Origin of the sequence: Vibrio sp. B181a (assembly GCF_030248375.1) — a bacterium.
Classification (GTDB): domain Bacteria; phylum Pseudomonadota; class Gammaproteobacteria; order Enterobacterales; family Vibrionaceae; genus Vibrio; species Vibrio campbellii.
This window is the reverse complement of sequence record NZ_JAHGAD010000059.1, coordinates 1-11202: the sequence shown is the minus strand read 5'-3', so window position 1 is coordinate 11202 and position 11202 is coordinate 1. Positions and strand designations below refer to the sequence as shown.

Annotated in this window: 16 protein-coding genes and 1 tRNA gene; 5 read left to right on the top strand and 12 right to left on the bottom strand. The window is 47.3% G+C overall.

Annotated features, from left to right (window positions below; all coding sequences use genetic code 11):
• The 3 genes from KIO97_RS21755 to KIO97_RS21745 all read right to left on the bottom strand — a co-directional run.
• Positions 1-266, bottom strand: a 266-nt coding sequence (locus KIO97_RS21755) for a hypothetical protein (RefSeq protein WP_285383924.1), incomplete at its 3' end; no start/stop codon positions are given.
• A gap of 81 nt (positions 267-347) precedes the next feature.
• A complete protein-coding gene (locus KIO97_RS21750; RefSeq protein ID WP_285383923.1) occupies positions 348-521 on the bottom strand; it encodes a hypothetical protein in 174 nt (57 codons plus the stop codon).
• Between the two features lie 601 nt (positions 522-1122).
• Positions 1123-1410 carry a helix-turn-helix domain-containing protein gene (locus KIO97_RS21745; protein WP_285383922.1) on the bottom strand — a complete coding sequence of 96 codons (288 nt, stop codon included), beginning with the start codon at positions 1408-1410 and terminating at the stop codon, positions 1123-1125.
• Between the two features lie 76 nt (positions 1411-1486).
• Between KIO97_RS21745 and KIO97_RS21740 the strand changes: the two genes are divergently transcribed.
• Positions 1487-2008, top strand: coding sequence for a hypothetical protein (locus KIO97_RS21740; protein WP_285383921.1), 522 nt, complete (start codon positions 1487-1489; stop codon positions 2006-2008).
• A 126-nt stretch (positions 2009-2134) separates the two neighbouring features.
• On the opposite strand, the gene KIO97_RS21735 is transcribed toward KIO97_RS21740, so the two are convergent.
• Positions 2135-2371, bottom strand: coding sequence for a helix-turn-helix domain-containing protein (locus KIO97_RS21735; RefSeq protein ID WP_285383920.1), 237 nt, complete (start codon positions 2369-2371; stop codon positions 2135-2137).
• A 22-nt stretch (positions 2372-2393) separates the two neighbouring features.
• Positions 2394-2468, bottom strand: a tRNA-Gly gene (locus tag KIO97_RS21730).
• A 132-nt stretch (positions 2469-2600) separates the two neighbouring features.
• Here KIO97_RS21730 and KIO97_RS21725 point away from each other — a divergent pair.
• On the top strand, positions 2601-2810 hold the full coding sequence (locus KIO97_RS21725) for a hypothetical protein (protein WP_285383919.1): 210 nt from the start codon (positions 2601-2603) through the stop codon (positions 2808-2810).
• Positions 2811-2824: 14 nt separating this feature from the next.
• On the opposite strand, the gene KIO97_RS21720 is transcribed toward KIO97_RS21725, so the two are convergent.
• The gene (locus KIO97_RS21720) at positions 2825-3040 is read right to left on the bottom strand and encodes a hypothetical protein (RefSeq protein WP_285383918.1); all 216 of its coding nucleotides are present in this window, start codon (positions 3038-3040) and stop codon (positions 2825-2827) included.
• A complete protein-coding gene (locus KIO97_RS21715) occupies positions 3037-3201 on the bottom strand; it encodes a hypothetical protein (protein ID WP_285383917.1) in 165 nt (54 codons plus the stop codon). Before KIO97_RS21715 ends, KIO97_RS21720 begins: the two co-directional genes overlap by 4 nt.
• Before the next feature lie 316 nt (positions 3202-3517).
• On the opposite strand from KIO97_RS21715, the gene KIO97_RS21710 reads away from it, so the two are divergent.
• The gene (locus KIO97_RS21710; protein WP_285383916.1) at positions 3518-4609 is read left to right on the top strand and encodes an SIR2 family protein; all 1092 of its coding nucleotides are present in this window, start codon (positions 3518-3520) and stop codon (positions 4607-4609) included.
• Positions 4610-4613: 4 nt separating this feature from the next.
• Positions 4614-6353, top strand: coding sequence for an ATP-binding protein (locus KIO97_RS21705; RefSeq protein WP_285383915.1), 1740 nt, complete (start codon positions 4614-4616; stop codon positions 6351-6353).
• A gap of 130 nt (positions 6354-6483) precedes the next feature.
• Here KIO97_RS21705 and KIO97_RS21700 read toward each other — a convergent pair whose 3' ends face one another.
• The gene (locus tag KIO97_RS21700; RefSeq protein ID WP_285383914.1) at positions 6484-7077 is read right to left on the bottom strand and encodes a hypothetical protein; all 594 of its coding nucleotides are present in this window, start codon (positions 7075-7077) and stop codon (positions 6484-6486) included.
• Between the two features lie 196 nt (positions 7078-7273).
• Between KIO97_RS21700 and KIO97_RS21695 the strand changes: the two genes are divergently transcribed.
• On the top strand, positions 7274-7507 hold the full coding sequence (locus tag KIO97_RS21695; RefSeq protein WP_240307020.1) for a hypothetical protein: 234 nt from the start codon (positions 7274-7276) through the stop codon (positions 7505-7507).
• Positions 7508-7530: 23 nt separating this feature from the next.
• Here the strand turns inward: KIO97_RS21695 and KIO97_RS21690 are convergent, their stop codons facing one another.
• From KIO97_RS21690 to KIO97_RS21675, 4 genes are all read right to left on the bottom strand, one after another.
• Positions 7531-9129 carry a conjugal transfer protein TraG N-terminal domain-containing protein gene (locus tag KIO97_RS21690; protein WP_285383913.1) on the bottom strand — a complete coding sequence of 533 codons (1599 nt, stop codon included), beginning with the start codon at positions 9127-9129 and terminating at the stop codon, positions 7531-7533.
• Complete coding sequence (locus KIO97_RS21685) at positions 9123-9401, bottom strand: hypothetical protein (protein ID WP_285383912.1); 279 nt, start codon at positions 9399-9401, stop codon at positions 9123-9125. The genes KIO97_RS21690 and KIO97_RS21685 overlap by 7 nt, the downstream gene beginning before the upstream one ends.
• A 6-nt stretch (positions 9402-9407) precedes the next feature.
• Positions 9408-10694, bottom strand: coding sequence for an integrating conjugative element protein (locus KIO97_RS21680; protein ID WP_285383911.1), 1287 nt, complete (start codon positions 10692-10694; stop codon positions 9408-9410).
• A 1-nt stretch (position 10695) separates the two neighbouring features.
• The coding region (locus KIO97_RS21675) for a TraU family protein (RefSeq protein ID WP_285383910.1) at positions 10696-11202 on the bottom strand (507 nt) is incomplete at its 5' end.

Here is an 11202-nt window from a genome sequence, read left to right as displayed (position 1 = left end):
GTAAACACCACTTGCGACTGTGTCGGCACTTTACGCGCCGCGCGCCAAGCCAATTTTAGCAACTGACGGGTTAAATCGTCTTTGCTGCAGGTAACCATCGCATCGGAGACATCAATCGCCTGGAAGTAGGCGTGTTGACTGATACCCGTGTACGGAAAGTAAAAGCCCGCTTGCTTTGCCAAGGGCGTGATGTCAATGAAGTCCTTAGGATTTAAGGCTTCACTGCGCACGTAGTGACCAAAAAGCGGTGGGGTGGGTTGACTCATGATAAGGCTCCAAATAAAAAAGGAGCCACCCCACTGGGAATAAGCTCCCAGTGGGTGAGTGATTCGACTCGATGGCCGTGGTTATGGTCGCTGACGCGACCGTTTCATGCGCAATATTGGCATGAGGTTGCGTTGAAACAGCGTCCAATACGCACCAAGCCATAGGCGAGGTGCGTGACTTTTCCAAACCAGCCAGAAGACCGGTAGAAAAATGCCCCAAAACATCAGGTTATCGAGTAGGGTTGAAGAGTCCATGTGTTTATCCTGTAAAAAATCAGGAAACACTTGCCCACAGGGAAGGTTCCCTATGGGTGGTAGAAGGTGAATGTCAGCCGAGGCTGGCATTATCAGTGATGCATTCCAACTTCTTATCGAGTAAGAAGCCGCGACACGTTTCAGAACGCCATTTAAGGGGGGTAAACCCCGTGTGCTTAACACTGCGCGTCAGTGCTCAACGTTTGACCAATTTAGGGTAAAAGAGGGCCAAGTCATTGTCAAGCTCATGAGAAACCGTTTATCAATACGCGGTTTTGTGAATGATATTAACGGAATTGTCATTAATGGTGCGGTATGGTGCGCATTCGCTCGTCATCCCAGAGCGAAACTAGCACTTACGTTGTTACTTTTACACTCGGGCTTGTACAACTCCCCATAGTGATTGCCAGAGACCCATTACCCCTCGGCTCTGGCTTTTTCTTTTTGCCAACCTTCACTATTACGCGCTTTATCAGCCACTTAACGCTTTGATGAGAGCGAGGTTCAACGTTTTTTCTTGGCGACTTGGTATACTTTCCTCTCCCTTACATAAGGGACTACCGACGAAGTTCAGTCTACGACTGTTTTATTGAGGCGGTGCCTAGCGTCTCAATCGTTCAATATTCGCCCGTAACTTTCGTTGCGGGCTTTTTTGTCGCTGGATACGACGCAGATGGGTGCGCAGCGTGCTGCGGTGGATACCGAGCATGCGCGCGGCTTTGGCTTGATTGCCTCGACAATGAATGACCACCTCCTCTAAGACGACATCGCGTACAAACGGCACCAACGCAGACACATCTGGTCTGGCGGTGTGGCTGTCACGAGTTTGAGTCAAAAGTGAGTCCAAGCTGGCCAGCAAATAAGTATTATCAATGGGTTTATAAGGCATGACGGTATCGTGTTGATGGTGAATAGAAACATTATACGACGCACATCAAAAAATGCAGGCGCAAGCGTGAGAAAGGATGTGGCAAGATGAACCTCTGGTCTCGATTATTTTCATTGTCATGAGTTCACGTAACGATGCTTTATTGCGCCGCCGTATCGCCCGTATTCTTGAGCGTATTCCCAATGCCTCATCGCAAATGGTTCGACAGCGCTTAATGATGAGCGTCAAACCGGCGCAGTTTTATGTTCACCTTATCCCTTTTTATGAGCAGCAACGCATCGATGACCGCGCCGACATCACCAAGGCGTTGGCGCGAATGATGGCCATGCACCTTGGGCTCAGCGTCATCGCGCGAACGTTGACCTCGCGATGTTACAACCACCGCCAAGTGGAAGCCGCATTGCTTGAGGTCACGGCGAACTTCGACCACCTCGAACAAGCGCGTCGATGTAAAGAGGCGGCGTTTGGCGTGGAACCTCCGAGGGATGCAAATCATCAATCACAGATGGTCATGCACTTGCAAAAACAAGGTCATCGGTTACCCGACATTTGGCAAGTGCTGCGGCAAGAGGAGCAACGTCAACGCACACCACGTTAATGGGAAGGTTATCACTCCCTGCCATGGTTTTTGCGAGCGAGGTAATAAGCTGATGATACCGGTGGGAGAAGGGCTTGCTGAATGCGAAGCACCTTCCTTACATTCAAAAGCCGCCTACTGCTTCTTTTACAGCGTGGTGATGCGCTTGATGTGTTTAGCGTAGGTGCCACGACTCACGCCGAGCATTTGCGCGGCTTTACGTTGATTGCCGTTTGCTAGGCGCAGCGTCTCTTCAAACAACGTGTCTCTGAGCATCGGCAACACCCACGACATATCGGGTGTTGATTTCATGTCATGGCGAGTGGGGTCGAGTAGGGTGTTCAGTTGTTTAATGAGTGTTCGGCGATGAAAAAGTTCAGTCATAGTGTGCGTAGTTTGGTGGGATTGGAGCGTACAGCGGGAATCGAACCCGCATCATCAGCTTGGAAGGCTGAGGTAATAGCCATTATACGATGTACGCTTTGTCTTTATACTCGTTGATAATCAGTCGCTTGTCGAGTCAATTTTTAGTCAGAGCCTCAATCCACTTGAGCAAGAAAACACGAAACAATGCTATATTGAAATCTGCACTTCGTAACATAAGGGATACATCATGCCGACCTACCAGGTCACCTATTTTAACGCTAAACACACAGTGATGGACAGCGAAGCCATCTTTATGAAAAGCTTGACGAACGCGAAACGCTCAGCGGAGCACCATGCGCCAGATGGGACCCAAAAAATCGAAATCAAAGATTTGATGGACAAGGTATTGAGTCGATTGACGCTGGATAACGGTTGGGTTGATAACATCGAAAAGTGACGTTGTCTGGTCTATTATGGGGCGTTTGGTGTGTCGTGAATAAAGACGCAGTCTTGGTTGGTTTTTTGCACTAACTTTTGACATCGTTTCATTTGTTTTTCTGACAAGGCTTGGTCACGATTGAGTTGATCGAGAAAGCCTGTCAGCATGTCTCTGTCTAAGTTACTCAGTTTTTCAGCGTGAATGAGGAGCGTGGTGTTGAGAAGCTCGGAGAGATTTCTTGCGCTCATAAACGCCACGCCTTATCCCATGCTCTTTGCTCCTCTATGTCTTCTATCCGCTTGCGGATAGCCATGGTGTTTAACTCCTTAGGTATCCGTTTTATTCCTTTTCCTTCTGGGTTAATGCTAAATTGCTTCTGCTTTTTTGTCGGTTTAGGTAATTTGCTCACATTTCATCCTGTTTTTGCTAAGTGTTGCGTCGCGGTCTGGTTGGTCAATAAAGCATCAATGATACTACACAATGGCTAAAGGAGATATGAGGCTAGAAGGTGCGGGCGAATCATTGCCCCATTGCGTGTTACGGCTATAACCTCACTTCAAATTAATAGGCTTGGGTTCCCATAAACAAAGCTAATGCTATCATAAACGTCAGAGGTAACTTAATTGAAAGGCTTAATTTATTGATAGCATGATGAATACCATAGAAACTTTAAGTTAAGTGTGGTACTTGTTGCATAAATGATTCTATGTCGAGTTCAAAACTAAGTGAAACAAAAGCTCACCCAAGAAATCGCTTATCAGGCACTACAGAAGTTCTTCGATGAAATTCCATTCATTATGTTTGCTACTGGCACATCATGCGCGGTAGACCTTGGTTTTGGTATGCCAGCTCTTGAACTGCACTTGAGAAATGTTATTCCTAAGTATGATTTAAATTCGCAACAACTTGAAGAGTGGGATAAAGTCCTAACGCTACTTGAAGATAGCTCTGATTTTGAAGCTGCAATGAATAATATTTCAGATTCAATTCTGCTTAATTGCGTAGTAAATGAGACCGCTACGATTGTTGCCTCAGTACAGAATGATAATGTAGACAAAATATTATCAGATCCCTGTAACTGGACAGCGAATGAGATTATATCTCGCCTAGTCAAAAAACTCCCACAGAGCAATCCTGTTCTCCATATGGCCACCCCGAATTATGACCTTTTAGCAGAAATTGCGATGTCGACTTGTAAAGTTCCTTACACAACGGGATTTTGGGGTGGTGCAATAAAGTCGCTAAATTGGAAGCAATCTCAGCGTCAAATGACTTATTCAGAGTCGGTACAAGTAGGTAGAAAAAAACAGTTTGTCACACGTCTTCTGAATCATGTGAAATTGTATAAGGTACATGGCTCATTAAACGTTTTCTGTAAAGACAGAGAAGTTGTAGAGTGCGACCAGTGGCAACAACCACCAAACGGTTATGAAAGATTACTAATTACACCTGGTACATCTAAGCATGAAAAGCTTCATGACTACCGAGACGTTTTACTTGGTGAATACGATGATGCAGTTCGTGCTCACAAAAGTTTTCTATTCTTAGGTTTTGGATTTAACGATACTCAGCTTGTCAATAATGCGATAACAGACAAGCTGACAAAAGATCAATCAGACGGATTGATTATCACCCGTGATTCCAATCCAAGAATAGAAAAATTGCTTCTTGAGACCAAGAATACTTGGTTAGTTTGCAAATCAGAACAGGATAACTCTACTCGAATCTATAACAACCAGTTTGATGAATGGCTATACCTCGAAGATAAAGAGTTGTGGCGCTTTGAGCACTTTGCGAATGAAATAATGGGACGTTAGTAAGATGGCTATTTTTAAATTTGATCCAAATATATCTCTTATTGGGACGGTAAGGGATGTTGATACACGAAAGGTCTCTATCCATGTCAAATCTGATGAAGACCTACGAAAGGCGAGAGTCGGTCAACTCGTTTGCCTTGAAGTATTCTCTGGTGTGGAAACATGGTTGGTAGCTATTGTTGAAAAAGTTACAAAATCAGTATCTTTGGCTAGCACAGAGGTCATTGATGACAATGATGGACTAGAACTGGAAGGTGCTATAGAGGATGTTATCAACACTGTGAAAATATCTTTAGTAGGCTCAGTGAGATGGAATGCTTTAGATACTGCTCCAGTATTTACTCGTTCTTTAATGCAAGTTCCTGACATTGACGCAAAAGCCTTTGCTCTGATGGGAAACGAATTAGAAGCATTTATGAATATCCTAGTATCTGCCTCTGAAACAGATCACAGCCTAGATTTAGGGGGCTATGTTATTGATGAAAATGCTAAAGCATATTTAGATGGTAATAAATTCTTCCAACGCCACGCGGCATTGTTGGGTAGCACAGGTTCGGGGAAATCTTGGACTGTTGCATCAATTCTTGAACGTGCGGCAAAGCTACCTTCATCAAATTTAATAGTGTTTGATCTGCATGGTGAATATAAAAGTCTGACCTATGCCAAGCAACTTAGGATACCTGGCCCTGAAGACTTAGGATCAAGTAATGATGAACTTCTTTACTTGCCTTATTGGCTGCTAAATGCTGACGAAATGCAATCTTTGTTTATAGACAACTCCAATTTTAATGCTCAGAACCAAGTTTCTAAATTTCAAGAGGCCGTTGTAGATGCAAAAACTTCCATTTTGACTGCTTTGGGGAAAAAAGATGTATTGGATGCATTCACTTTGGATAGTCCAATCCCTTATGAAATAACGGATGTTGTTGATGTGATCAAGTATTTAAATGAAGAAAGGATACCAGGAGCGAAGCCTAATACAGAGAAAAATGGCCCGTATCATGGGCAATTCGATAGATTGCTTGCAAGAATTCAGAGCAAACTTGATGATCGTCGATACGGCTTTTTATTTCAAGCTTCAGCTACTGAAAATGATTACAATGCTTTGGGGCATTTAGTTGCAAAATTGATGAACTTTGAAAGCGAGAAAGAGCAAATTAAAGTGATCGATTTCTCAGAAGTACCATCCGATATTTTACCTGTAATGGTTGGGTTGGTGGGTAGACTTATATATCAGATTCAGTTTTGGACAAGTCATGAGAGTAGACACCCGATAGCAATGGTATGCGATGAGGCACACTTATACTTACCAAAAAAAGATGGAAAGAATCCTGTAGAAAAAAGAGCAATCGAATCGTTTGAAAAAATAGCGAAGGAAGGACGTAAATATGGTGTGGCTCTCTTTATTGTGAGTCAGAGACCTTCAGATGTCAGTACCACTATTTTGAGCCAATGTAATAATGTTATTTCATTACGTCTTACGAATGCAGAAGACCAATCTACAGTGAAAAAGTTACTTCCCGATAGCCTTGATAGTTTGTTGGATATTCTACCTATCATGGATGTTGGTGAAGCTCTAGTCGTAGGGGACTCGGTACTGTTACCGAGTAGAATTAAAATAACGCCGCCAACAGAGAAGCCGTTAAGCGAGACCATAAAATTTTGGGAAAGATGGTCGGAAAAAACACCTAATTTAGATTTTATGACAATTGTCGAAAATCTACGAAAACAAAGCCGCTCTTAGCTTTTCCCTGCTTAATCTAATCAAACTGATCTGAGTTAGGGTAAAAACTCTAGCTCATTTCTGTCCAAAACCTCCACAGACTAAGCTCTTACCTGTGTGTGATCACCAAGCTAGAATACTTAAGTGTTACCTAGCTGAGTTTATAACTGGCCATCTTTCTCGATGTACCAGTGAAACTATCTGAAACCTCTATACGCTTCATATTGATGTTCATGTCTGGCGCTGACTTTTTCAGACGCGATATGTCGCTAGCAATGCGTTTACAGCCGAGAAATAAGATACCATCGAGTGGCGTGATGATCTCTCCGGTTTTAAGGCAATCAATGAGTGATGCCGAAGATAACGCCCTGGTTAGGCCATCGACGTAGCGAGTCGCCACAAACTGATCCGTGTAGTGGATTTCTCTTGGCAGCATTTGTTCACTTTTGGCATACACCATTCCGCTTTGCTTGCCGTTGATAACGCGATGTTCTTTATAGACGTTGACTTCTTCACCGATAGCCGCCATGGCTTGGGGAGCCCGGGTGATGAGCAAACGAAACGGCAGATCTTCACTGGTGATGTAATCGACAAGGTTAAATGCCAGTCTTGCTCGTGCCATTTCACCAAGAGATCCCTCACGGCAAATTTGTAACACCTGTTGCCACTGCTGGGTCAGCTGAGCGCTCTCTTTATCGCTTTTGACGTTAATATGTTGAATGTCATAGTGAATTTTTGCTGTCATTGGGGATCTTAACCTCAGGGTATTTTGTCGAATGGGCGCTCAATAGTCTGTTTTTAATAACATTAAAACAGTTATCCACAAAGTTTGGGAGTAAGCTGTGTGAACATGACACGAAACTTTAATCGCTCAATTTGCAACTGTCTGCATAAAGGCGTAAAGTGACGGTAATTTAACCATATCTGTAAAGGAGGCTTGTATGTTAGCGTTTCTAAAAAGATGGCGTCAGGCCTATCTAGAAGACAAAGGTAATCGTCTGCATGCTGAGGTAGAGGCAGAGCGAGACATTACGTTTCGCGATGAAGCTATATCCCTTGAAGAAGTAAACAACGTTTTTGCGGATATGGGTTCTAGTAAAACTTTAGATGCTTGGGCTGAGGCTGAAAAAGAATACTATGAAGATCACTGGGTTTATAACTATGACAATCGATAAGATTGCCATAGTTACTTTGTTAGCTACTTGGAACCCTTCATTGAGCTAGAAACTGTGTTTCTGACGAAGTCGAATCCTCTTTGAGTTGTTTGATTTACTTTTTCTACTGCACTGTCCATCGATACCCCATTCACACGATAGCTCGCGTAACCCAGTATCCCAAACCATATGGCCGGCACGATCACGTAAAAGACGATCATCACAAACTTCAAGATAGAATCATCCATGTAGTTGAGCGATCCCGTCAGCGGGTTAAAGTTCTCATGCATCTCATACACGGACTCCAACAACTTGCTGTCTAAGCTGCGGCAAAGCTCCCACCAAAACGTCAAGAACTGCAGCCCCATGTACGAAAGCGACAAGGACATCAGCGTCATCATGGAAAAATTGCTGACCGTCAGCACCAGTGGGCTGGCAATGACCACGACCATGGTGAGCATCGATTGCAGCATAGGCATCGCCTCTCGAACAATAAAATACGCCGGCCCCGTGAGTAGATGTCCAGCTTCCACGCCAACCCATCCAGCTACGCCATTCCACACTTCTCTGGCTTGGTGATCGAGCGTTTTATCAAGCACCTGACCATAGCCACGCACGATGCGGCCACTGGTTGATTGATTTTCCACGCTCAATGCTCGCTGTACCAACATATTGGCTTTGTCTTCTGGTGTGGTCTCCGAGCCCATGATTTGAGAAAAGAAGCCGTCATAGTCAAGCACGTCATGGACCAGTTGTGGGTTGTTTTCTTCGATGTCGTAGAATAAACGCCACAGTAAACCGGCACGCAGCCCGTCACTGCGTCCTTGCGTGCTGTCCCACCATTCATCGCACATCGGATAGGCAGCGTTGGTATCAACTGCAGTTCGGCGGTATTTCAGTTGCACTGGGTCGTCGCGCTCAGAGTTATAGGGGAAGTTAAACACAATGTGCTCGGCTTGTAAGTCGTCATAGGTGGTGCGCGGCGCATGGCTATTGCGGCTAAGAAAATAGTCGCCGCCAAGCCAGTTGGCGCCGTCAAAATCGTCTTGGTCGACCTTTTCTTCACGCGCGGCGGATTTCATGGCTAAGCGCGCACGGGTAAAGCACTGCTCGTAAAAATCCTGCGTCTCTTGTCTTAGCTGTTCGCTTCTAATGTCAATTTGAGACAGCTGCAGCATGCTGCGCTCGATGTCGTAATGACAAGGCACTGATGAGACCGCAGCGTTGGTCAAGCCTTGAGAAAGGCCATGCCAAAACACCCACCAGGGCGGCGCTTGCACGATTTCACCATTGAGTGAGCTCTGGTCGCTGTTTGTTGCCCCATTGGTGATGCCAACGCCGCAGGTTTCGCTGGCATTTTGGTCAAAGGTTAAGGTGTTGACGTTGACCGGGACCATCGGCACCGCGGCAAAAAAGCACACCAGACTTGCTAAGATGAGCTTGACCTCTGCGCGATTGAGGCTCAGCAAGCCTTTGTTGCCCTCATCTTCGCCTTCTTGGGCGACGTCATACCAAACCTGGAAGACGATCACCGCAAGCATGAACACGATAATCCCCGTTTGGTTCAAGATCATAAACAGCTTGCTGGAAATCTGCCAACTGGTGAGAGTGAGTAACACAGAAAGAGGATCGTTGACTACCATGCGAGGACTCCTAAGTATTGAGCGAGCAATAGCCCCTCGTTAATGATGATGACGCTGATAAGGGTGATTGGGATGCTCTTGGCTTTGAGCAGAGCCAGACCATAGAACGCCAAACGCGCAATGATCATGTACCAGGCGTACGCACTGCTGGTGAGCGTGTCGCGGTCAAAAGCCAGCGCCAGCGCGCAAGCGACGGCTAAGCAAAAGAGCAGTGTCAGTATGTGGCGACTTCGGTGCCACAAGGTGGATGTTGGTGTGGTGGTGGCATTCATGAGGGCTTACTCCTGTTCGTTTTCAAAGCGTTCTTTGTCTAAAAAGACCGACTCGTTTTTTTCGGTTTGCGGAATGGTTTGAGGGCGCTGGTAGCGATAGTCATCTACGACGGCCTGCGCGGTGCGGGTGCCAATTTGTTGCCTGACCTCCGCTTCGTAGCGCAGCATGTCAATTTCACGCTCAAGACGCGTGATGGCCTCATCAATGTCACGTTGCGCGGTTTCGTGCTGGGCGATGTTGACTTCATACTTTCCCGTCAGCAGGGCGCGGCGGGCATACAAGGCTTTTTCAATCGCGTGAGAGAGCGCCAGTTCGCTGGCAATGCGTGAGAGCGTATGGTCATCGACTTTACGCTCGCCAAGCGCATCAACCAGGGTTTGTGGAAAATGGTCCGTCTCTTGTTGGTCGCTGATGGCTTGGCGAAGCTCATCTTCAAGGCCAGCGCTTTGCTGCGTCACCTCTTGGCTAAGGCCAATGCCGGGCGTGGCGTCGGTGTCGCTTTTGTCCATGCCGGTTTGCACGGATTGACTGCCAATCACGTGCGAGACCCACTCACTCATGGCCTCTTCGCTGTCCCAGTATTGATAGAGCCCTTGGCCGTTTTCTTTTTGCTCTTCATCGCTAAGCAGCGCAAAACCCGCGCGGCTGGCATCGGTGGTGGCGTTAATCGGCGGTTGGTGACGACCGCCGTATTTGGCGCCGCCAACCCAGGTGATGCCTGAATCCCCCATGTCTTTGAGCACGTCTTCTTTGGCCTGTATCGCATCGCCACTTTTGACCGCATGGGTCCACGCCTCGGCGCGCGCCAGAGCGCCGTAGGCTTTGTCGGTGTTCATCTCGCCCATGGTTTCCACCATGGCTTCACACGAGCTGCGCGCATCGTCAAAATCGAACTTGCCCTGCAGCACGCCGTTGGTCATCAAGTCATACAGACCTGGGTCTTTTTTCTGCAGGTAGTAACCAGGCAGACTGAGCACCGCGGAGGTGGCGTTGGTGAGCATGTCGCCCATCATGTCTTGGAAGCCATCGGTGATGCCGTTGAGCTGATTTTCGACCGTGAGGGTTGGGTCGAGCATCCCACACTGCAGGTTCATGTCCCAGCCCACACCCAGCGCGGTAGAGTTGATGCGGCGATTGCGTGCAGGCAGCGCAATCACCGGCCCGCCGCCTAAGGTGTAGTGCAGCACATCGGCATTATCGGCTTTGACGCTGACGCCGGCATCGACGGCGCTGTGCACATTTGTGCTCAGCAGCAAGGCGAAAAGTAGTGAAGACAAAACAGTTTTAGTCATATTAATCTCCAAAGTGAGCAATCAGTTGGTTGCCGCGGCGCTGACAGCCTTTGTACATCCGCCACGCCGCCCAGACGTATTGCCCGTCATCGGCGATTTGAGTGGCGTAGGGGTCGGTGGCGCTGAGGCTGTCGTCAAACTGCGGCCAGACGTAGGCATCGCGCTGCGTTTTGGGCGACAGCATTTGCCAAGCGGTGTCGTCGCTGTTTGGGCTCACCGGTTTTGGCGGCCAAAACCCAGCATGAGAGGCTGGCGCAAACGGCTGATAGACGCGGCTTTCACCGCGGCGAGTCACCACATGCAGGGCGCGAAACGCGCTCAGCGCCGCGGATTTAAAGGGGTGGCGCTGCAGCACAAAGCCGCCACGCGGATACACATCCCCAAAGTTACCCAGCGCATCGGCCAGTGGGTTCCATGCCTCTATCGACAATGCATCTGGCAGGTTGTAGCGCCAACCGAGCGGGTCAAGGCTGGAGAGGTAATGCGGCATCATTGGCGTGACTTGAGA